The 21,425-nt window shown below is 70.1% G+C and carries 19 protein-coding genes and 1 tRNA gene; 14 read left to right on the top strand and 6 right to left on the bottom strand.

Annotation, left to right across the window (positions count from 1 at the left end; genetic code table 11):
- Window position 1 precedes the first annotated feature (1 nt).
- Together recR and CQ044_RS01025 are read left to right on the top strand one after the other, a co-directional pair.
- Window positions 2–595 carry a recombination mediator RecR gene (recR, locus tag CQ044_RS01020; protein WP_105686233.1) on the top strand — a complete coding sequence of 198 codons (594 nt, stop codon included), beginning with the start codon at window positions 2–4 and terminating at the stop codon, window positions 593–595.
- Window positions 592–1,602 (top strand): DMT family transporter, encoded by a 1,011-nt coding sequence (locus tag CQ044_RS01025; protein ID WP_258133092.1) that lies wholly within the window; start codon window positions 592–594, stop codon window positions 1,600–1,602. The genes recR and CQ044_RS01025 overlap by 4 nt, the downstream gene beginning before the upstream one ends.
- Here the strand turns inward: CQ044_RS01025 and CQ044_RS01030 are convergent.
- Window positions 1,568–2,041 (bottom strand): DUF2871 domain-containing protein, encoded by a 474-nt coding sequence (locus CQ044_RS01030; RefSeq protein WP_308736917.1) that lies wholly within the window; start codon window positions 2,039–2,041, stop codon window positions 1,568–1,570. The genes CQ044_RS01025 and CQ044_RS01030 overlap by 35 nt on opposite strands.
- A gap of 96 nt (window positions 2,042–2,137) precedes the next feature.
- On the opposite strand from CQ044_RS01030, the gene CQ044_RS01035 reads away from it, so the two are divergent.
- From CQ044_RS01035 to CQ044_RS01070, 8 genes are all read left to right on the top strand, one after another.
- Window positions 2,138–3,430, top strand: coding sequence for a sensor histidine kinase (locus CQ044_RS01035; protein WP_105686235.1), 1,293 nt, complete (start codon window positions 2,138–2,140; stop codon window positions 3,428–3,430).
- A complete protein-coding gene (locus tag CQ044_RS01040; RefSeq protein WP_105686237.1) occupies window positions 3,427–4,044 on the top strand; it encodes a response regulator transcription factor in 618 nt (205 codons plus the stop codon). The genes CQ044_RS01035 and CQ044_RS01040 overlap by 4 nt, the downstream gene beginning before the upstream one ends.
- A 544-nt stretch (window positions 4,045–4,588) precedes the next feature.
- Window positions 4,589–5,875: an aspartate kinase gene (locus CQ044_RS01045; RefSeq protein ID WP_105686238.1), complete on the top strand. Its 1,287-nt coding sequence runs from the start codon at window positions 4,589–4,591 to the stop codon at window positions 5,873–5,875.
- A 170-nt stretch (window positions 5,876–6,045) separates the two neighbouring features.
- A complete protein-coding gene (locus CQ044_RS01050; protein WP_105686240.1) occupies window positions 6,046–7,110 on the top strand; it encodes an aspartate-semialdehyde dehydrogenase in 1,065 nt (354 codons plus the stop codon).
- 80 nt (window positions 7,111–7,190) lie between these two features.
- A complete protein-coding gene (gene mqo / locus CQ044_RS01055; RefSeq protein WP_105686241.1) occupies window positions 7,191–8,651 on the top strand; it encodes a malate dehydrogenase (quinone) in 1,461 nt (486 codons plus the stop codon).
- 9 nt (window positions 8,652–8,660) lie between these two features.
- Window positions 8,661–9,281 (top strand): thymidine kinase, encoded by a 621-nt coding sequence (locus CQ044_RS01060; protein ID WP_105686243.1) that lies wholly within the window; start codon window positions 8,661–8,663, stop codon window positions 9,279–9,281.
- A 131-nt stretch (window positions 9,282–9,412) separates the two neighbouring features.
- Entirely contained in the window at window positions 9,413–10,138 is a 726-nt protein-coding gene (locus CQ044_RS01065; RefSeq protein WP_105686244.1) for a FadR/GntR family transcriptional regulator, read from the top strand.
- Between the two features lie 16 nt (window positions 10,139–10,154).
- The gene (locus CQ044_RS01070) at window positions 10,155–11,417 is read left to right on the top strand and encodes an alpha-hydroxy acid oxidase (protein WP_105686246.1); all 1,263 of its coding nucleotides are present in this window, start codon (window positions 10,155–10,157) and stop codon (window positions 11,415–11,417) included.
- A gap of 101 nt (window positions 11,418–11,518) precedes the next feature.
- Here the strand turns inward: CQ044_RS01070 and CQ044_RS01075 are convergent, their stop codons facing one another.
- The 4 genes from CQ044_RS01075 to CQ044_RS01090 form a co-directional block, all read right to left on the bottom strand.
- Entirely contained in the window at window positions 11,519–12,304 is a 786-nt protein-coding gene (locus CQ044_RS01075) for an HAD-IIB family hydrolase (RefSeq protein ID WP_105686248.1), read from the bottom strand.
- Between the two features lie 108 nt (window positions 12,305–12,412).
- A tRNA-Pro gene (locus CQ044_RS01080) sits at window positions 12,413–12,489 on the bottom strand.
- Between the two features lie 84 nt (window positions 12,490–12,573).
- Window positions 12,574–13,509: a metallophosphoesterase gene (locus tag CQ044_RS01085; RefSeq protein WP_105686249.1), complete on the bottom strand. Its 936-nt coding sequence runs from the start codon at window positions 13,507–13,509 to the stop codon at window positions 12,574–12,576.
- Entirely contained in the window at window positions 13,506–16,103 is a 2,598-nt protein-coding gene (locus tag CQ044_RS01090) for a transglycosylase domain-containing protein (protein ID WP_105686251.1), read from the bottom strand. The genes CQ044_RS01085 and CQ044_RS01090 overlap by 4 nt, the downstream gene beginning before the upstream one ends.
- A 74-nt stretch (window positions 16,104–16,177) precedes the next feature.
- Here CQ044_RS01090 and CQ044_RS01095 point away from each other — a divergent pair, with 74 nt between their 5' ends.
- Both CQ044_RS01095 and CQ044_RS01100 read left to right on the top strand, forming a co-directional pair.
- Window positions 16,178–16,402, top strand: coding sequence for a hypothetical protein (locus CQ044_RS01095; protein WP_045273420.1), 225 nt, complete (start codon window positions 16,178–16,180; stop codon window positions 16,400–16,402).
- Window positions 16,399–16,857: a RidA family protein gene (locus tag CQ044_RS01100; protein WP_105686253.1), complete on the top strand. Its 459-nt coding sequence runs from the start codon at window positions 16,399–16,401 to the stop codon at window positions 16,855–16,857. Before CQ044_RS01095 ends, CQ044_RS01100 begins: the two co-directional genes overlap by 4 nt.
- Before the next feature lie 83 nt (window positions 16,858–16,940).
- On the opposite strand, the gene acs is transcribed toward CQ044_RS01100, so the two are convergent.
- Window positions 16,941–18,905 (bottom strand): acetate--CoA ligase, encoded by a 1,965-nt coding sequence (gene acs, locus CQ044_RS01105; protein ID WP_105686254.1) that lies wholly within the window; start codon window positions 18,903–18,905, stop codon window positions 16,941–16,943.
- A 520-nt stretch (window positions 18,906–19,425) separates the two neighbouring features.
- Between acs and CQ044_RS01110 the strand changes: the two genes are divergently transcribed.
- Both CQ044_RS01110 and CQ044_RS01115 read left to right on the top strand, forming a co-directional pair.
- Window positions 19,426–20,415 (top strand): TadA family conjugal transfer-associated ATPase, encoded by a 990-nt coding sequence (locus CQ044_RS01110; protein ID WP_105686256.1) that lies wholly within the window; start codon window positions 19,426–19,428, stop codon window positions 20,413–20,415.
- Complete coding sequence (locus CQ044_RS01115) at window positions 20,409–21,362, top strand: type II secretion system F family protein (protein ID WP_105686258.1); 954 nt, start codon at window positions 20,409–20,411, stop codon at window positions 21,360–21,362. Before CQ044_RS01110 ends, CQ044_RS01115 begins: the two co-directional genes overlap by 7 nt.
- Window positions 21,363–21,425 lie beyond the last annotated feature (63 nt).

Genomic DNA, 21,425 nt, shown 5'->3' on the forward strand with positions numbered 1-21,425 from the left:
GATGTACGACGGCATCGTCCAGGAACTGATCGACGAGTTCGGTCGTCTGCCGGGTATCGGCCCGAAATCCGCGCAGCGCATCACGTTCCACATCCTGCAGACGCCCTCCTTCGACGTGAAGCGGCTCTCCGAGCTTCTCTCCGAGGTGCGCGAGCGGGTGCGGTTCTGCGAGATCTGCGGCAACGTCGCGGAGCAGGAGCGCTGCGCGATCTGCCGCGACCCGCGCCGCAACCCCGAGTTCATCTGCGTGGTCGAGGATGCCAAGGACGTCGCGGCGATCGAGCGCACGCGTGAATTCCGGGGGCTCTACCACGTGCTGGGCGGCGCGATCAGCCCGATCGCCGGCGTCGGGCCGGATGACCTGCGCATCACCCAGCTGATGACGCGGCTCGCCGACGGCACGGTGCAGGAGGTCATCCTCGCGACGAACCCGAACCTCGAGGGCGAGGCGACGGCGAGCTATCTCAGCAGGCTGCTCACCACCATGCAGATCACCGTCTCGCGTCTCGCCTCCGGGCTGCCGGTGGGCGGCGACCTGGAGTATGCGGACGAGGTCACTCTCGGACGCGCCTTCGAGGGGCGGCGCGTGCTGTGACCGGTACGGGCTTCAGCCGTCGCGGCTGGCTGCTCTTCGGCGCGATGTGCCTGCTCTGGGGCGTGCCCTACCTGCTCATCAGCGTGGTCGTGGAGTCGTTCTCCCCGGCGGCGATGGTCGCGGGACGAACCCTCATCGCCGCGCTCCTGCTGCTCCCGTTCGCGATCCGCAGCGGTGCGATCAAAGCCGCGTGGAAGCACTGGCCCTGGGTGCTCGCGTTCGGCCTCGTCGAGATGGCGGGTCCGTTCTTCCTCCTCGGCCACGCCGAGCAGTCCCTGCCTTCGGGGCTGACGGGTCTGCTCGTCGCGACGGTTCCCCTGTTCGCGGCGCTCATCGCACTGGGTGGCGGAGACCGCGGCGTGCTGGGCCCGGCGCGACTGATCGGTCTTCTGGTCGGGTTCGTCGGCGTCGGCGTCGTGGTCGCGGGCCCCGGTCTCGCGGGCGGCAAGGTCGACTTCCTCGCGGCGGGGGAGGTGCTGCTCGTCGCCGTGCTCTATGCGACCGCGCCGTTCATCGTCGCCCGCAAGCTCGGCCATGTGCCGTCGATCGGCACGATCACACTCGCGCTGCTCTTCATCGGGATCCTCTACCTGCCGATCGCGCTGCTCACCCAGCACACGGTGCCGACCATGCCGTCGATCGCCGCGCTGATCGCCCTCGGCGTCATCTGCACGGCGATCGCGTTCCTTGCCTTCTTCGCCCTCATCAAGGAGGTCGGCCCGGTCCGCGCGCCGCTGTTCACCTACGTCAACCCGGTGATCGCGATCGTCCTGGGGGCGATCGTGCTCGCTGAGCCGTTCACACCTGGCCTCATCATCGGCTTCCCGCTGGTGCTCGTCGGGTGCTGGTTCGCGGGTACCGGCGGTCGGCTGCGACCCAGGGGCGCCGTCGACGAGACCGCGGTGGAGCTGACGGCCGAGCCGGTGCCGCCGGCGGCGCCGATCCCGCGGGACCCGGCCGTCCGCTCGGAGGTCAGAACGCGCGACGGATCCCCTTCCACAGAGTGATCAGCAGCAGCACGAAGGCCGCTCCGATCAGGATGTGACCGGCACCGGCGATCCCAGAGATCGCCTTCGACGCCTCGACCTTCAGCACGTCGAGAGTCCCGTGCCAGGCCATCATCGCGCCCGTCACGAGCACGCCGGCGTTGTAGATCCAGAAGAACCAGGAGAACAGGCGGCTCGCGGACAGCGTGAACGTCTTCTCGAGGGCGAGCACGATGAGCGTCACGAGTGCGCCGAGCGCGAGCAGGTGGGTGTGCACCAGCGCGAGCTGCCCGCTCACGCCGTTCGGAAAGCCCTGCGCCTTCGTGAACTCTCGGTAGAACAGCCCCGCAAGGAGGCCGAGCGCGATCCAGACGACGGCGGCGACGAAGAGCTGGGTCAGAGCGCGTCGCTGCGCGGGCGCGGAGGAGGACGGTGCGGTGATGTCGGCAGAAGAGGTCATGATGCCAGCCTGCGCGCATCCCTTCCCCGGCGCATCCATCGAACGAACGAGGCTCCGCGCTGGGCAGAAGCCCCGCCCGCGCGGGAGAATCGGAGCATGAGCAGCGCATCCGGATCCGCCCGTCAGCGGATGCTGCGCGGTGCGCGGTTCGCCCTGCACCTCATCACGGTGGTTCTGGTCGTCGTTACCACGGCGCGCGCGGGCATCGAGGGCGAGCTGCTCCCGGTTCTGCTCGCCGCCGCCGTGTACCTCGCCTGGTACGGCGCCGGTGCCGGGTTCGCGCACAAGCGCGCCGCCGTCTGGTGGATGCTGGGGCTGCTCGCGATCTGGATCGGGATGCTCGCCCTGTCCGCGGAGTTCGTCTGGCTCGCGTTCCCGCTGCTGCTGCTCGCCGGGCACGTGCTGCGCCTGCCGTGGTCCTTCGCGTTCATGGTCGTGGTGCTCGCGGCCTCGATCGTCGCACCGATGCTGCATCCTGGCGCGGTGCAGCCGGGGACGCTGCTCGCGCACCTGATCGGACCCCTCGTCGGTGGTGGCTTCGCCTTCGCGGTGTCGCTGGGATACGACGCGATGCTGCGCGACGCGGCCGAGCGGGAGCGCCTCATCGACTCGATGCTGCGTGCCCAGCATGAAGCGGAGCGCCTGCACGACGAACTCGCCGCGAGCCAGCGCGAGGCCGGCGCGACACGTGAGCGCACCCGGCTCGCCCGGGACCTGCACGACACGATCGCCCAGGAGCTCAGCACGATCGTCATGCTCGCCCGCCTGGAGCCGCCGGCCGGCGCGGACGGCGTCGCGGCGGCTCCGGCGGCGCCTGTGGCTGGGGTGCGCCAGGATCGCACCGCGCAGATCGAGCAGCTCGCCCAGCACTCGCTCACCGAGCTGCGCCGCATCGTCGCGGCCCTCGCTCCCGCCGACCTCGACGAGTCCGCCCTCGCGGCGGCTCTCGCCCGCATGCTCGACGCCCTGCGCGACGAGTCCGGCATCACCGGCACGCTGCAGGTGGATCCGGACCTCCCCGCCCTGTCGACGCCGGTGGAGGTCGCCCTGCTGCGGGTCGCACAGTCCGCTCTCGCCAATGTGCGCCAGCACGCGAAGGCGCAGACGGTCCAGGTCGCGCTGACGTCCGGCGCCGGATCCGTGCGCCTGCGGCTCGAGGACGACGGCGTCGGGTTCGACCAGGCCGTGCGCCCCTCCGATGCGTCCTATGGCCTCGCTGCGATGCGCTCGCGATTGCGGGAGGGCGGCGGTGAGCTTACGATCCGATCCGCGCCGGGCGCCGGGACCACGATCGAGGCGACACTGCCGCTCGGGGCGGGCGCCGGTGCGGGAGCGGGTGCGGGGCTTGGCGCGGGCGGCGGCACCGACGCGGATGGGGGAGCGGCATGAGCATCCGGCTGATCATCGTCGACGACCACCCGATCGTGCGCGCAGGGATCCGTGCGGTCGTCGAGGCGCGTGGCTTCGACGTCCTCGCCGAGGTCGGCACCGGCGAGGAGGCCGTCGAGGCGGCCCGCGAGCTGCGCCCGGACGTGGTGCTCTGCGACCTGCGTCTCGGGGAGGGCATGGACGGCGTCGCCACGACCGCGGCGCTGCGAGCGCTTCCTGCGCCGCCCGCGGTGCTGATCCTCACCACCTTCGACCACGATGCGCAGATCGTCCGCGCCGTGGAGGCGGGCGCCGCCGGATACCTGCTCAAGGAGGTCGGCGTCGAGGTCATCTCCCGCGCGATCGTCGACGCGGCCGCGGGATCCGCCGTTCCCACCCCGGGCGGGGACGAACGCCTCGTGGCCGCGCTGCGCGCGCCAAGGGTCGATCTCACCGCGCGTGAGCAGGAGGTGCTGACACTCGTGGCGGAGGGGCTCAGCAACCGCGAGATCGCGGTGCGCCTTTTCGTCACGGAGGCCACGGTCAAGACGCACATCGTGCACCTGCTCGACAAGCTCGGAGCAGAGAGTCGCACGGGCGCCGTCTCCGAGGCCCGCCGCCGCGGCCTGCTCTGACCGCGCGAGGCGGCCCACCCGGCCCACTCCGGGGATCCACCCCCCCCGTTTGGGGCGCACCGCGCCGTTTAGGGGCGCGCTACCCCCAGTCACAGTGTCGTGGCGCGCCCCAAACGGCAGGGCTGCGCCCCAAACCGGCCCCAACCTCTGGACCGAGGATCCGCGCCCCTCCGAACAGGGTCCGACACCCCACTCCGGATCAACTCCCACGCCGGATCCGTTTCCCGCACCGGATCCGCTTCCCGCACCGGGTCCGACTCCCCGCACTGGATCCGGCCTCCGCCGCGGGCCTGGCCCGCGCCGCCCCAGGTTTGGGGCGCACTGCGCCGTTTTGGGGCGCACCATCCCCGGTCGTGGTGTCGTGGCGCGCCCCAAACGGCCAAGACGCGCCCCAAAACGGCCCGGTCGTGCCCAAGCCCGGCGAGCCGCGAACGGCGTCAGCACCCTGCCGCCGCCGTCACATACCGGATCCGGCATGGAGTGCGCTCGTAGAATGTGCGGTGGTGCGCCGCCTCCGGCGCCCGGCATCCCCCAGGAGTGATCCGTGGCCCTCATCGTGCAGAAGTACGGCGGCTCGTCCGTCGCCGACGCAGAGAGCATCAAGCGCGTCGCGAAGCGCATCGTCGACACGCGCCGCGCCGGGCACGACGTCGTCGTGGCCGTGAGCGCGATGGGCGACACCACGGACGAGCTGCTCGACCTCGCGGCCCAGGTCGCGCCGATCCCCGCGCCGCGCGAGCTCGACATGCTGCTCTCCAGCGGAGAGCGGATCTCGATGGCGCTGCTCGCGATGGCGATCCACTCCATGGGCTTCGACGCGCGTTCCTTCACCGGTCCGCAGGCCGGGATGCGCACCGACAGCCGGCACGGATCCGCGCGCATCGTCGAGGTCACCCCGACGCGGCTGCGCGAGGCGCTCGACGAGGGCGCGATCGTCATCGTCGCCGGCTTCCAGGGCATCAACGACGACACGCAGGACATCACGACCCTCGGCCGCGGCGGATCCGACACCACCGCGGTGGCCCTCGCCGCCGCCCTCGACGCCGACGTCTGCGAGATCTACAGTGACGTCGACGGCATCTTCACGGCGGATCCGCGCGTCGTCCCGCTCGCGCACAAGCTCTCGCATGTGTCGAGCGAGGAGATGCTCGAACTCGCCGCGAACGGTGCCAAGGTGCTGTACATCCGCGCCGTCGAATACGCGCGCCGGCACGGCGTCCTGATCCACGCCCGGTCGAGCTTCACGTCGACCGAGGGCACCTACGTTCTGGGCGAGGGCATGAAGAACCCCCGCGAATCCGAGGGAGCAGTCATGGAAGAGCCGATCGTCGCCGGTGTCGCCACCGACCTCAGCCAGGCCAAGGTCACCGTCGCGGGCGTTCCTGACGTGCCGGGGAAGGCCGCGGAGATCTTCAAGATCGTCGCCAAGTCCGGCGCGAACGTCGACATGATCGTGCAGAACGTCTCGGCCGCGTCCACCGGGCGCACCGACATCTCCTTCACGCTGCCGAAGTCCGACGCCTCCGCCGCGCTCAAGGCGCTCGCCGCAGAGCAGGCCGATGTGGGCTTCGAGAGCCTCCTGCACGACGACCAGATCGGGAAGCTCTCGGTCGTGGGCGCCGGCATGCGCACGCATTCGGGCGTCTCCGCGATCCTCTTCGAGGCGCTGTCGACCTCGGGCGTGAACCTGGAGATGATCTCGACCTCCGAGATCCGGATCTCCGTCGTCGTGCGCGGCGACGAGCTCGCCGAGGCCGCGCGCGTCGTGCACGCCGCGTACGGCCTGGACGGCGAGGTCGAGGCCGTCGTCGCCGCCGGCACCGGTCGCTGACCCGTCCCGCGCGATCGCCTCTGCGCCGGGCTCCCCTCCGAACCCGGTAGAATCGCCCAAACCCTGACACCGGCGCCAGGCGCGGACTGATCCGCCACACCCGGCGACCGCGCCTCCGCCTCGTCCGCCGTCCGGCACCCGCCACGGCACGAAGCCAAGGAAGCATCCCCATGACCCGCATCTCCGACTCAGGATTCTCCGTCGCGATCGTCGGCGCCACCGGCCAGGTCGGCACCGTCATGCGCGACATCCTCGCGGAGCGCTCGTTCCCGATCCGCGAGCTGCGCCTGTTCGCCTCGGCCCGCTCGGCCGGCACGGCGATCGACTTCGGCGGCACGCCGGTGATCGTGGAGGACGTCGAGACCGCGGATCCCGCCGGCGTCGAGATCGCACTCTTCTCCGCGGGCGCCACCGCGAGCCGCGCCTACGCGCCCCGCTTCGCCGCGGCCGGCGCTGTCGTGGTCGACAACTCCAGCGCCTGGCGGATGGACCCCGAGGTGCCCCTCGTGGTGAGCGAGGTCAACCCCGAGGCGATCGCGGACACACCCAAGGGCATCATCGCGAACCCCAACTGCACCACGATGGCCGCGATGCCCGTGCTCAAGGCGCTGCACGCCGAAGCAGGGCTCGAGCGCCTGATCGTGAGCACGTACCAGGCCGTGAGCGGATCCGGTCTCGCCGGCGCGCAGGAGCTGCTCGGTCAGGTCGAGGGCGTGCTGGCACAGGGCGACACACTGCAGCTCGTGCACGACGGATCCGCGCTCGACTTCCCCCAGCCGGAGAAGTACGTGGCGCCGATCGCCTTCGACGTCATCCCGCTCGCCGGGTCCCTGGTCGACGACGGTCTCAACGAGACCGACGAGGAGAAGAAGCTCCGCAACGAGAGCCGCAAGATCCTCGGCCTGCCGGACCTCCGCGTCGCGGGGACGTGCGTGCGCGTGCCGGTCTTCACCGGGCACTCGCTGTCGATCAACGTCGAGTTCGCGAACGACATCACCCCTGCGCGCGCGTACGACGTGCTCGCCGCCGCACCCGGCGTCGTGGTCGAAGAGGTGCCGACGCCGCTGTACGCCGCGGGCAAGGACCCGAGCTACGTCGGGCGGATCCGTGCCGATCAGTCCGCGCCGGAGGGCAAGGGGCTCGTGCTGTTCATCAGCAACGACAACCTGCGCAAGGGCGCCGCGCTGAACGCGGTCCAGGTCGCGGAGCTCGTCGCCGCACGCCTCGGCGACTGACCTCCGTCCGGGCGAATTCCGGTCGCCGGATGGCCGCCACGGCGAATATCGGCGGCCTCGCGGCGAACTAGACTGATCGGGTGACTGAATCCGTCGACGTCGTCCTCATCGGCGGTGGCATCATGAGCGCCACCCTCGGAACCCTGCTCCGCGAACTCCAGCCCGACTGGAAGGTCGTGGCCTTCGAGCGACTCGGAGACGTCGCGGAGGAGAGCTCCAACGCGTGGAACAACGCGGGCACGGGGCACGCCGCCCTGTGCGAGCTGAACTACATGCCAGAGGGCAAGGACGGCGTGCTCGATCCGGCGAAGGCGATCGGCATCAACGAGCAGTTCCAGCTCAGCCGCCAGCTGTGGTCGACGCTCGTCGACCGCGGGGTGCTCGACGCCCCCACGACGTTCATCAACTCCACCCCGCACATGACGTTCGTGCGTGGGCAGAAGGACGTGGACTACCTGCGCCACCGCTACGAAGTGCTCAAGAAGCAGCCGCTGTTCGCGGGGATCGAGTTCAGCGAGGACTCCCGCGTCATCAACACCTGGGCGCCGCTGCTCATGGAGCAGCGCCGCAAGGGCGAGCCCTTCGCCGCCACCCGGGTGCCGAGCGGCACGGACGTGGACTTCGGATCCCTCACCCGTCAGCTGTTCGACCACCTCACCGAGGACGACCGCTTCAGCCTGCGGCGCAACCACGAGGTCCGCAAGCTCTCGCAGCGCAAGGACGGCACCTGGGACGTCAAGTACCGCAACGTGATCGGGCGGACTCCGGGAGAGATCAACGCGCGCTTCGTGTTCGTCGGCGCGGGCGGCTGGGCGCTCAAGCTGCTGCAGGGCTCCGGCATCTCCGAGATCAAGGGCTACGGCTGCTTCCCAATCGGCGGGCAGTGGCTGAGGACCTCGAACCCGGCGATCGTCGCCAAGCACCAGGCCAAGGTCTACTCGCAGGCCCCTGTCGGCGCTCCGCCGATGTCGGTGCCGCACCTGGACACCCGCGTCGTGGACGGTGAGACCAGCCTGCTGTTCGGCCCGTTCGCGACCTTCAGCCCGAAGTTCCTCAAGCAGGGCGGGATGCTCGACATCGTGACCCAGGTGCGCCCGCACAACCTGGGCAGCATGCTCAAGGTCGCGTTCACGAACTTCGACCTGATCAAGTACCTGGTCAGCGAGCTGCTGAAGACGCACCACAAGAAGGTGTCGACGCTGCGCGAGTTCATGCCCACTGCGGCGGACGGCGACTGGGAGCTGCTGCAGGCCGGTCAGCGCGCGCAGGTCATGAAGGGCGGCAAGCTTCAGTTCGGCACCGAGGTGGTCGCGGCCGCCGACGGCACGATCGCGGGCCTGCTGGGCGCCTCTCCTGGCGCATCCACGGCCGTGCCCGTCATGCTCGACGTGCTGCAGCGCTGCTTCCCTGAGCAGTACGGGGAGTGGGAGCCGAAGCTGCAGAAGCTGATCCCGACTCTCGGCGAGAAGCTCAACGATTCCGCCGCCGATGCGCGCGCGTCGATGGGCGCCACGGCGAAGACGCTCGATCTGACGGCCTGATCCCGCGCCGTGGCCAAGCTGTACTTCCGCTACGGGGCGATGAACTCCGGCAAGTCCACGGCGCTGCTGCAGGCCGCCTACAACTATGAGGAGCGCGGCCAGCAGGTGCTGCTCGCGAAGCCCGCGATCGACACCAAGGGCGCCTCGCAGATCGAGAGCCGCCTCGGCATGACCCGCGAGGTGGACTTCCTCATCGCCGCGGGGGAGAGCGCGAGGGAGCTGTTCCGGAGCGAGCGCTCCCGGGCGCAGCAGGGCGGATCCGACGTCGCCTGCCTCCTCGTGGACGAGGCGCAGTTCCTGGAGCCGGACCAGGTCGACGACCTGTTCCGGATCGCGGTGGAGGACGACATCCCCGTGCTCGCCTACGGGATCCGCAACGACTTCCTCACGCATGCCTTCCCGGGATCCGGTCGGCTGCTCGCGATCGCGCACACGCTCGAGGAGCTCAAGACGATCTGCCGCTGCGGGCGCAAGGCGGTCTTCAACGGCCGTCGGATCGGCGACCGCTTCGTGTTCGATGGCGACCAGGTCGCGATCGACGGCGCCCTGAGGCAGGCCCAGGGGCCGGTCGCCTACGAGTCCCTCTGCGGCCACTGCTACCTCGAGGAGTCCCACGGCCGCCTGGGCTGACCCCTATCTTCCGAGTCGTCCCCCTCAGCGCACCCCATGGCGTGCGCTGAGGGGGACGACTCTGTTGTGGAGGGGGTGTTGCGTGGTCTGACCACAGGGGAGTATCGTGTGGTCTGACCACAGGAGGACGGATGGCTGAACGTGCGGATGCGCCGGCGCGCACCTGGCGCACGGTGCTGCAGCACCTCGAGCAGCGTCTGCTCGACGGCGAGCTCGGCCCGGGGGACCGGCTGCCGAGCGAACGCGACCTCGCGGCGGAACTGGGCGTGGGGCGCTCCAGCGTGCGCGAGGCGATCCGCGTGCTCGAGGTGATGGGGCTCATCCGCACCTCGACCGGTTCCGGCCCGCAGGCGGGCGCGATCGTCATCGCGGCGCCCGGAGGGGGCCTGTCCGCGCTCCTGCGACTGCAGGTCGCCGCGCAGGGCTTCCCGATCGCGGATGTCGTCGGCACCCGGCTCATCCTCGAGCAGGCCGTCGTCACGGCGCTCGCACGGGGAGACGGCGACACCGCCGAGGTGCACTTTCTCCTCGACGCGATGGACGCCGATCTCAGCGCCGCGGACTTCCTCGCGCTCGACGCGCAGCTGCACCTCGCGCTGGCCGAGGCCAGCGGCAACGCCGTCGTCGCCGCGATGATGACGGGGCTGCGGGACAGCATCGAATCCTACGTGCGGACCGGATCCGCGGGGATCGAGGACTGGGCCGGCATGGCGGCGCGGCTCCGCGCCGAGCACCGCGACATCGTCCGCGCGATCGACGAGGGCCGCGCCGACGTGGCCGCTGCGCTCGTCCACGACCACATCACCGGCTATTACGCCGCGACCGGCCTGGCCGGCGCCGGCGGCACGACTCCCTGATCGGAAGGACCCACCCATGGTGCAGCGACAGCTCCCCAACCCCGCCGAGATCTTCGACCTGATGAAGTTCAAGGCCCCTGAGCTCGACGGCACGAAGCGCCGCCTCGAAGGCGCACTGACGATCTCGGATCTGCGCACGATCGCGAAGCGTCGCACGCCCAAGGCCGCCTTCGACTACACCGACGGCGCGGCTGAGGGCGAGCTGTCGCTGGCGCGCGCCCGCCAGGCGTTCGAGGACGTCGAGTTCCACCCCGGGATCCTCGCGCCGGCTCCCGAGCTCGACACCTCCACCACGATCCTCGGCGGACAGAGTGCGCTGCCGTTCGGGATCGCGCCGACGGGATTCACGCGTCTCATGCAGACCGAGGGCGAGTTCGCCGGCGCCGGCGCCGCAGCCGCCGCGGGGATCCCCTTCACGCTGTCCACGCTCGGCACGACCTCGATCGAGGACGTGAAGAAGACCAACCCCGCGGGGCGCAACTGGTTCCAGCTGTACGTCATGCGCGACCGGGAGATCTCCTACGGCCTCACCCGCCGTGCGGCCGAGGCCGGCTTCGACACGCTCATGTTCACGGTCGACACCCCGGTCGCCGGCGCCCGCCTGCGCGACAAGCGCAACGGCTTCTCGATCCCGCCGCAGCTCACGCTCGGCACGATCATCAACGCGATTCCGCGGCCGTGGTGGTGGATCGACTTCCTGACCACCCCGAAGCTCGAGTTCGCGTCGCTGTCGACGACGGGCGGCACGGTCGGGGAGCTGCTCGACGCGGCGATGGATCCCACGATCAGCTACGACGACCTCGAGGTGATCCGGGGCATCTGGCCGGGCAAGCTGCTTGTCAAGGGCGTGCAGACGGTCGAGGACGCGCTGCGGCTGAAGGACACGCACGGCGTGGACGGCGTGGTGCTCTCCAACCACGGCGGCCGTCAGCTCGACCGCGCGCCCATCCCGTTCCACCTGCTCCCGCAGGTGCGCAAGGCCGTGGGCGACGACTTCACCGTCATGGTCGACACGGGCATCATGAACGGGGCCGACATCGTGGCCGCTGTCGCCCTCGGCGCCGACTTCACCCTCATCGGCCGCGCCTACCTCTACGGGCTCATGGCCGGCGGGCGTCGCGGCGTCGACCGCACGATCGCGATCCTGCGCAGCGAGATCGAGCGCACCATGCGCCTGCTCGGCGTCTCCTCGCTCGCCGAACTGGAGCCCCGCCACGTCACCCAGCTCACCCGCATGGTGCCCGTGGCGCCTGGAGCGGCGGCGGTCGCGGCGCGATGACTCCTGGCGCCTCGGGCGCGCTCCTGTCGCCGTCCTGAGGCGCCAGGGGCGTCCGAGGCGTCGGAGGTCAGGCGGAGCGCGTCAGTGCGCTTGCGGCGGGCTCAGAGCGCGTGCGGGGTCGCCGGAGCGGCCGCCAGCGCCGGGAGCAGGGCGTCCAGGTGGTCCGCGGTGTCCTCCCAGCCCGCCACGGCGACGCAGGGTACGCCGAGGGCCTTGACGGGGTAGTCGTTGCCGCCCTCGTCCAGGCGGTCGCCGTAGAAGAGCATCTCCTCGAAGGGGATGCCCGTGCGCTCGGCGAGCTCGGTCATGCCGTAGGCCTTGTCGATGCCGGCGCGCGTGATGTCGATCGAGGTGGATCCGCCGGAGCGGACCTCCAGATCGGGCACGCGCGGAACTACCGCGTCACGGAGAGCGGCGCGTCGGGATCCGTCGGGGTCCCAGGCCTTCTTCGCGTCGTGGGGCGCCTTCTGGCCGAGGGCGGAGAAGGTGATCTGCGAGCCGCGGTCCTCGAGGATCGGTCCCCAGGTCTCGCTCTCCCAGAGTCCGAGGCGGCGTGCCTCCTCTTCGAGGGCGCTGAGGGCGGCGGTCTTCTGCCGATCGCTGAGGTCGCGGGCGTAGACGAGGGAGAAGCCGGATCCGTCGTGTCGCAGGTAGCGCGTGCCGCAGGTCGGCAGCAGGTGGATGCGCTGGAGGAGCTCCGCATCGGCGTCGCCGAGCCGGGCGATGACCTGTGTGCGGAACTGCTCTTCGTTGCCGCCGGAGATGATGGCGACCTCGACGCGGCGCGCGAGGGAGAGGAGGAGCTCGGCGATGCGGGGATCGATCGCGGCCTTGGAGGGGGCGAGGGTGTCGTCGAGGTCGAAGGCGACCAGGCGGGGCGTCGTCATAGCGATTCCAGCGTAGAGGATCGGGGTGTGAAGGGTCCTGGAGACGCATCGGCAGTACCGCGGCAACGTGAAAGGGACCGACCTGATTGGTCGGTCCCTTTCACGTGCTGGTCGGGGTGACAGGATTTGAACCTGCGGCCTCTTCGTCCCGAACGAAGCGCGCTACCAAGCTGCGCCACACCCCGTGGCAACCGTTCAAGTCTATACGGAGACGAGCCGAGGGGCGAATCGAGGCGGAACCCGCGCGTGGCGCGCAGGCGGCGAGACCGTCACGCCCGGGGCAGCAGCGTCAGCAGGGTCGCCTCGGGGCGGCACGCGAAGCGGACCGGCGCGTAGATCGAGTGGCCGCAGCCGGCGCTCACGTTGAGGGGCACCGTGCGGCCGGCGTGGGACCAGGTGCTGAGACCCTTCGCCTGCTTCAGGGGGATGTCGCAGTTGGCGACGATCGCGCCGAAGCCCGGGATGCACACCTGGCCGCCGTGCGTGTGGCCGCCCAGGATCGCGTCCGCGCCCAGATCGGTGAACGAGTTCAGCACGCGCTGGTACGGCGCGTGCGTGACCCCCAGGACGGGCACGTCGGCGGGGCGTGCTCCCAGAGCATCGATCGCGGCGGGCAGCTCGTCGAGTCGATCCCAGTGGCGATGCGCATCGTCGACGCCGAACAGATCCACCCGGGATCCGGCGATCTGAAGCGTGGCCGCGGTGTTGTCCAGATCGACCCAGCCGAGGTCGTCGGTGAAGAAGCCGTCCAGCGCCTCGGTATCGAGCTTCGGGGCTGTGATGGAGCGCGCCGAAGGGCCCATGAAGTAGCGGAACGGATTGCGGGGCGATGGCCCGAACTTGTCGTTGGACCCGTGCACGAAGACGCCCGGCGTTCCGGCGAACGGAGCGAACGCCGCACGGACGCCCTCGAGGCCGTCCTCATGGCCGAGGTTGTCACCCGTGTTCACGACGAGGTCGGGGCGCAGCTCCGCCAGGGATGCAAGCCAGCGCTGCTTGCGATGCTGCCAGGGTGCCATGTGCGCGTCGGAGACGTGCAGGATCCGCAGGGGACGGGATCCCGCGGGCAGCGACCGCGCCGTGGCATGCCGCAATGTGAAGAGGTAGCGCTCGATGCCGATGCCCCAGGTGGCGGCCGCGACACCGGCGGCCCCCACCGCACCGAGTGCGATGAGGGCCGAACGGGCGGTGCGAGAGGACGTCATCCCTGGCAGTTCTTCTTCACGTAGTTGAGCGTGACGGAGGAGCCCTTCGGTGCGGCCGTTCCAGCAGCGGGGGACGTGGCCGACACGGTGCCGGAGTCATCGCCGTTGCCGGGCGTACAGGTTCCCTTCACTGCCTGGAAACCCGCCTGCTGGAGCGCGGTCGCAGCATCGCCCATGGTCTTGCCGACCACGTTCGGCACCGAAACGCCCTGCCCGTTGCTCGGCGAGATCGTGATCGTGCTGCCTGTGACGGCCTGACCGGGGCCTGGATCCTGCTGGGCGACCTGGTCGGCCGGCAGGTTGCTCTGCACGGGGGCGCCCACGGAGACCGAGAAGCCTGCGCCCTCGAGCGTCTGCGTGGCCTGGTCGACGGTCATGCCGACCACGCTCGGCAGGTTGGTGTACGACTGCTTGAGCAGGCTCTGCGACGGGTCGGGGAAGGCGCCGCCCGGGAAGAACGTATTCGCCGCAGCGGTGATCTGGCGGCTGAGCCCGTAGCGGATGTCGGGGACGTTGACATCGTGCGAGTAGTAGTTGTAGATGTCGGCGTCGCCGTTGGCCTGGCCGACCCACACGGCGGTGGTCGCCGCGGTCGACGAATCCACCAGCATCGTCTGCGCGCTCTCGTGCGTACCCGTCTTGCCGATCAGCGGGGTGCCGTCGTCGGGGTTCGCGCGCGATCCGGTGCCGCCCGAGTTCATGACGCCCTGCAGTGCGTACGCCGCAGTGGCCGCGATCTCGGGCTTGATGACCTCGGTGCAGGCCGGCGGCGGAAGCGGGATGTCGGTGCCGTCGGGGCCGGTGATCTTGTCGATCGCATACGGCGCGCAGCGGGTGCCGTTGTTGGCGACCGCGGCGTAGGCGGAGGCCATGTCGAGTGCGGCGATGTTCTTAGAGCCGAGCACGTCGAACGGCACGTTCTGATCCGTGACGCTGCCGCCGTCGCCCAGATGCACGCCCATGCGCTGCGCGACCTGGTTGATCTCGCAGAGATCCAGCTTGGAAGCCATCGAGAGGAAGCCCGAGTTCAGCGAGTCGCGGGTGAACTGCATCGGCGTTCCGGTGTAGCCGCTCTGGTTGTTGAAGTTCTTGATCGGCGTGTCCGTTGTCATCGTGGAGTTGCCGCACTTCATGGTGTAGTTCTTCACCGGAGCTGCCAGGGTCTCACGGACCGAATGGCCCTTCTCCAGCCAGTCGATGAGCGTGAAGATCTTGTACGTCGAACCCACGGAGAAGCCGATTCCTCCGCCATGAGCGGAGTCCGCGGCGTACACGTACTGAGTCAGCCCGCTTGTGGCTGTATCCGACTGTTCCTCGGTGAAGCCGGTGTTCTGCGCGATGGCAAGGATCCGGCCCGTCTTGGGGTCGATGGTGGTGGCAGCCGCACCGAAGTCCATCCCCTCGATGGTCGGGGTGGTGTGGTCGGCCATCGCCTGCAGCGCGGCGCTCTGCATCGGAGCGGAGAGCGTGGTGTAGACGTTGAGGCCGCCGCGCAGAAGCTTGTCGGAGCGGTCCTTCACCGGGCCCAGCACCGAGTCGAGCGACGTGTCGTTCTCGAGAGTCGCCTTGACGTACTGGCAGAAGAAAGCGTTGCCGCCCGCGTCCCCGCAGCCCGAGGAGGGGGTCTTGATCGCCGGGGTGATCGGCTGCACCTTGTCGGCCTCGTATTCGGCCTTGGTGATCTTGCCGAGCACCTCCATGCGGCTCAGTACGTAGTTCCGGCGCGTGAGGGTGTCCTTGTAGCCGTCGGCCTGCGAGTTCTTGCAGTTGTTGCCGTCCTTGTCGCAGTCGTACGTGCCACCGGGCATGTCGATACGGAAGGCGTTGGGGTTCTGCACCATGCCGACCAGGGTCGCGGCCTGCACGGCGTTGAGCTGCGAGGCGGAGACACTGAAGTAGCGCTGCGCCGCGGCCTCGATGCCGTAGGTGGTGCCACCGAAGTTCACCAGGTTCAGATACCCGATGAGGATGTCGTTCTTGGAGTACTGCTTCTCGATCGCCGTGGCGTAGCGGATCTCCTGCAGCTTGCGGGCGATGCCCTTGGAGCCGACGGCCGAGGCGGCGTCGACCCAGCACTGGTTCAGTTTGTCGTCGCGCTTCGCATCGTTGAGCGGAACGCCCTTCTCGCATTCCTGCAGCAGCACGTTCTTGACGTACTGCTGGCTGATCGAGGATCCGCCGTTGGTCGAGGACCCACTGACGTTGCCCACGACCGCCTTGATCGTTCCGGCGATGTCGATGCCGCCGTGCGTGTAGAAGTTCTTGTCCTCGCTCGCCAGCAGGGCGTCGATCAGCACGGGGGCGACCTGGTCGTACTTCACAGGGATGCGGTTCTGATCGTAGAAGCGCGCCATGACCTGATCGGCGCCGTTGGCGTCCTTGGAGTAGATCGTGGTCGGCTGCATCGGCCGGTCGACCTTCAGATTCGAGGGAAGGCCCTCGAACAGGTCGATCGACTGAGCGGCGGCAGCACCGGTGACGGCGAACACCGGAGTGACGGTGGCCGTGACGAGCACACCGGCGACGACGCTGAGACCGACAAGGCCGGCCAGGCCGCTGAGCACACCGGTGAGCGTGCGTTTGGTCTGAGGCATACGCTTGATCGTAGGGGAGTTCCCTGAACGCAAACTTTGACGCGCCAGAGCGCGTCCGTCCCTCCAGGAGAGCCATGACCACGTGGGAATACCTCACCACACCGCTACTGATCCACAACACCGCCGCCATCCTGAACAACTGGGGAAAGCAGGGCTGGGAGCTGGTGCAGGTGGTGACGGGGCCCGAGGGCGGGCTCGTCGCGTACCTCAAGCGTCCGGTCGGCGGCGAAGCGGCCGCCAACACCGGTCTTTCCGCGGCGGCAGAGGCCGCGCGTCAGTTCGAAGGAGAATCCGCATGACCATCAGCGCCCGTCTCGCCGAGCTCGGCATCGAGCTCCCGTCCGTCGCCGCCCCGGTCGCCGCCTACGTGCCGGCCCGTGTGCACGCGGGACTCGTGCACACCTCCGGCCAGCTGCCGTTCGTGGCAGGGTCCCTGCCCGCGACCGGCAAGGTCGGTGCGGAGATCCCCGCGGAGGACGCCAAGGGCCTCGCCCGCCTGTGCGCGCTCAACGCGATCGCCGCGGCGGCCGATGCGGCCGGTGGCGTGGATCGTCTCGGCGGCGTGCTCCGGGTCGGCGGCTTCGTCGCCTCCGACCCGTCGTTCTCCGGCCAGCCCGGCGTGATCAACGGGGCGAGCGAGGTGCTCGGAGAGATCTTCGGCGACGCCGGCAAGCACGCCCGCGCAGCGGTGGGCGTGGCCGTGCTGCCGCTGGACAGCCCGGTCGAGGTCGAGGTCGTCTTCACCCTCGCCTGAGTCCTCATGACAGAAGGGGCGCTCTCCGCGGAGAGCGCCCCTTCTGTCGTCCGGGGATCCGGATCCTCGACGGGTTCGGAGGCCTACTTCACCTGCGCCGAGATCGTCGACATCACCATCGTGTCCGCGAGCGTCGTGGTGTCGCCGACCTCACGGCCTTCGGCGACATCGCGCAGCAGGCGGCGCATGATCTTGCCGGAGCGGGTCTTGGGCAGCTCGGCGACGATGTAGACGTCGCGCGGGCGGGCGATCGGGCCGATCTGCTCGCCGACCCAGCCGCGCAGCAGCTGCGCGAGGCCCTCGGGTGCATGCGCCTTGAGGTAGCTCTCCTTGATGATCACGAAGGCGACGACCGCCTGGCCCGTGGTCTCGTCGGAGGCTCCGACCACGGCGGCCTCGGCAGTGGCCTCGTGCGCGACGAGCGCCGATTCGATCTCGGCGGTGGAGAGGCGGTGCCCGGAGACGTTCATCACGTCATCGACCCGGCCGAGCAGCCACAGGTCCCCGTCCTCGTCGAAGCGCGCGCCGTCGCCGGCGAAGTAGTAGCCCTGCTTCTCGAACTTCTCCCAGTACGTCTCCTTGAACCGCTCGGGGTCGCCCCAGATGCCGCGGAGCATGCTCGGCCACGGCTCGGTGATCGCCAGGAGTCCGCCGCCGCCCGCGCCCTGAGGCCTGCCGTCGTCGTCGACCACATCGATCGACACCCCCGGCAGCGCCACCTGTGCCGAACCCGGCTTGGTCGCGGTGATGCCGGGAAGCGGGGAGACCATGATCGCCCCGGTCTCCGTCTGCCACCAGGTGTCCACGATCGGCGTGCGGCTGCCGCCGATGACGTCGCGGTACCAGATCCAGGCTTCGGGGTTGATCGGCTCGCCGACCGAGCCGAGCAGGCGCAGGGAGGTCAGGTCGTACTGGTTCGGGATCTCGCGGCCGAGCTTCATGAACGAGCGGATCGCGGTGGGGGCGGTGTAGAGCGTGGTCACGCCGTACTTCTGGATGATGTCCCACCAGCGTCCCTGCTGCGGAGTCTCGGGCGTTCCCTCGTACATGACCTGGGTGGCGCCGTTCGCGAGCGGTCCGTACGTCACGTACGAGTGTCCGGTGACCCAGCCGATGTCGGCGGTGCACCAGTAGACATCCGTCTCAGGCTTCAGGTCGAAGACGACACGGTGCGTGTAGGACGCCTGGGTGAGGTACCCGCCGGAGGTGTGCAGGATGCCCTTGGGCTTTCCGGTGGTCCCGGAGGTGTAGAGGATGAACAGCGGGTTCTCGGCCGGGAACGCCTGCGCCTCATGCGCGTTCGATGCCGCACCGACGACGTCGCCGTACCAGAGGTCGCGCTCGTCGTTCCAGTCGATCTCGTTCTCGCAGCGCTTGACCACGATCACGTGCTCGACCGTGTTCTGCTCGCCCTCGCCACGATCGGCGAGCGCCTGGTCGACCGTGGGCTTGAGGGCGGACGCCTTGCCCTTGCGGTAGCCGCCGTCGGCGGTGATGACGAGCTTCGCGCCGGCGTCATCGATCCGCGAGCGCAGGCTGTCGGCGCTGAACCCGCCGAACACGACCGAATGGATCGCGCCGATGCGCGCGACGGCGAGCATCGAGGCCACCGCTTCGGGGATCATCGGCAGGTAGATGGCGACGCGGTCGCCGTGACCGACGCCGAGGCCCTCGAGCACGTTCGCGAGGCGCTTGACCTCGTCGGTGAGCTCGGCGTAGGTGATGCGCCGCTCGTCGCCGGGCTCGCCCTCCCAGAGCAGGGCGACGCGGTCGCCGTTACCGGCCTCCACGTGGCGGTCGAGGCAGTTGTAGGCCACGTTGATCTCGCCGTCGGCGAACCACTTCGCGAACGGCGGGGTCGACCAGTCCAGCACCTCGGTGAACGGCGTGTGCCAGTTCAGCTCGCGGGCCTGCTTCGCCCAGAACGCCTCGCGATCGGTGGCCGCCTCGGTGTAGATCTCCGGCTGAGCGACGGCCGCCGCGGCGAATTCGGGGGAGGGCGGGAACACCCGGGTCTCGTCGAAGACGTGATCGATCTGGCTGCTCATGGTGAGAGGGCGCTCCTTTGCGGCGGGGGGATCGCGGCGTGAGCCGGGACATCGGCGAATCTAGCTGTGCCCATCGTCTCCCACTACCGACGGAAGTCGGTAGTGGGATCCGTTTTGTACGGTGCCCTTTCGGACGTACACTGTCCGACGGCCGATCAATCGAATCCGGCTTTCCTGCGGCTCCGACGGTCCCCCTCCGTCGGCCGCAGACGGGCGGCATCCCATTCCCCCCGTGGGGTGCCGCCCACTCCTCTTCCTCCGTCGCGTCTGGTCGCGTCCACGCCGGATCCGGTCCGCGGGCCTGCAGATCTGCAGGACGTTGGCATGTCTGCAGGAGGATTCGGCCGGAACCGTCCTTCGGACTGGCAATTCTCCTGTGGAGTCGCTGCCCGGAGTCGCTGCCACGGCTGCACGCTCCGCACGCGCGTGCTCGTTCTGCACAGGCTCGCGGCGCAGCGGGTTGTGCACGGATTGCGCGGACCGCGTCCCGAGCCGCAACGCGGGTGCCTAGCGTCGGGACATGGCCTCGCCCTTCGTGATCGTCCCGCGTGGATCCGCAGCCGCCGCCGAGCGGCTGGCGTTGGATCCGGCCTTCGGCGACCTCGCGGTGCATGCTGCCGATCCGCAGGTGACCGATCTGTTCCTGAACGGCGCCGCCGGGCTCTTCCTCGATCGCGGTGCCGGCGCCGAGGCGGTGCCCGGATGGACGGCTTCCGAGCGCGAGGTGCGGGAGCTCGCCGTGCGCCTGGTGGCCCTCGGGGGCAGGCATCTCGACGACCAGGCGCCCTGCGTGGACGTGCGGCTCGCGTCGGGGGTGCGCGTGCATGCCGTGCTCGCCCCGGTCTCGACCGGCGGCACGGCCGTGTCGGTGCGGATCCCCCGGGTGCATGCGGCGGATCTGGATGACCTCGTCCGGCTCGGGGCCATCGACCTGGCGCAGCGGGCCTGGCTCGAGCAGACGGTGCGCGGTCGGAAGAACGTCCTGATCACGGGCGGCACCGGCACCGGCAAGACCACGATGCTGGCGGCTCTGCTCGCGCACGTCCCGCCGCACGAGCGGATCGTGACCATCGAGGACGTCGCAGAACTGCGTCCCCGGCACCCGCACCATGTCTCGCTCGAGGCGCGGCAGCCGAACCTGGAAGGCGTCGGCGCGATCAGCGTCGCGCGGCTCGTGCGCGAGTCGCTGCGGATGCGGCCCGACCGGCTGATCGTGGGGGAGTGCCGGGGCGAGGAGATCCGCGAGCTGCTGACCGCCCTGAACACGGGCCACGACGGCGGCGCGGGCACGCTGCACGCGAGCGGGCTCGCCGACGTGCCGGCACGGCTGGAGGCGCTCGGCGCGCTGGCGGGGATGGATCCGCCGGCGCTCGCGCGCCAGGCCGTGAGCGCGTTCGCATACGTGCTGCATCTCGTGCGCGCCGCGGGCGGCCTGCGCCGGCTCACCCAGGTGGGCGTGCTGCGACGGGATGGCGAGCATCTCGGCATCGAGGAGGTCCGGCCATGGTGAAGGGCGGGCGGGGGCCTGTCGCGCTCCGAAGCTGCCGCGAGCAGCGTGTGCGTCGGCGCGGAGCGGAGCCCTCCGAGGCCGAGGTCGCCGAGGTGGTGCGGACGCTGGCGGTCCTGCTGCAGGCCGGTGCCGCCCCGCTGACGGTCTGGCGGCACCTGGCGGAGAGCGGTTCGCCCGAGGCCGTCGAGGTGCTCGCCGACGTGGAGCGGGGGCGTGCTCTGGCCGACGCCATCCGCACCAGGGGCGGGACGTGGCGCATGGTCGGCGCGGCGTGGGGGATCGCCTCGACCGTCGGCGCGCCCCTGGGCGAGGTGCTGCGAGCGATCGCGGCGGCCCTCGAGGGCGCCGGTGAGATCAGAGCCGAGATCTCGGTCGCGCTCGCCGAACCCGCTGGTACCGCGCGTCTCATGCTGTGGTTGCCGCTCGTGGGGCTGCTGCTCGGAACCGCGCTCGGATTCGACACCGTGACGATGCTGCTCACGCAGCCCGCAGGGTGGATCTGCCTGGCCACGGGACTCGGGCTGCTGCTGGGCGCGCGGGCGTGGACGAGGTCGCTCGTGCGCCGTGCAGCGCCCGCAGCCGGCATCCCCGGATTCCGCGCGGAACTGCTCGTCGTCGCACTCACCGGCGGAACCGCGATTCCCCGTGCCCGTGCCCTCGTCGAGCAGGAGACCGGCGTGGGCGATGACTCCGCGGCAGCGGAGGAGGCGATCGAGCGCGTGCTGCGCCTCTCCGCCGCCGCCGGGGTGCCCGCCGTCGAGCTCCTTCGGGCGGAGGCCGATCGCGCGCGCCGCGACGCCCGCACCGTCGGCCGCACCGGGGCTGCACGGCTGAGCTCGCGCCTGCTCCTCCCGCTCGGGGCATGCACGCTGCCTGCGTTCATGCTGCTCGGCGTCGCGCCCCTGATCCTCAGCGTGCTGTCCACGACCCCGCTGCCGTTCGCCTGAGTCCGATGGCGCTCGATCGGGCGCCGTCATTCCGGAAGAAGAAGAAAGAAAGAAGGAACATCA

It is taken from the genome of Microbacterium sp. MYb64, from assembly GCF_002979495.1.
Lineage (GTDB): Bacteria > Actinomycetota > Actinomycetes > Actinomycetales > Microbacteriaceae > Microbacterium > Microbacterium azadirachtae_A.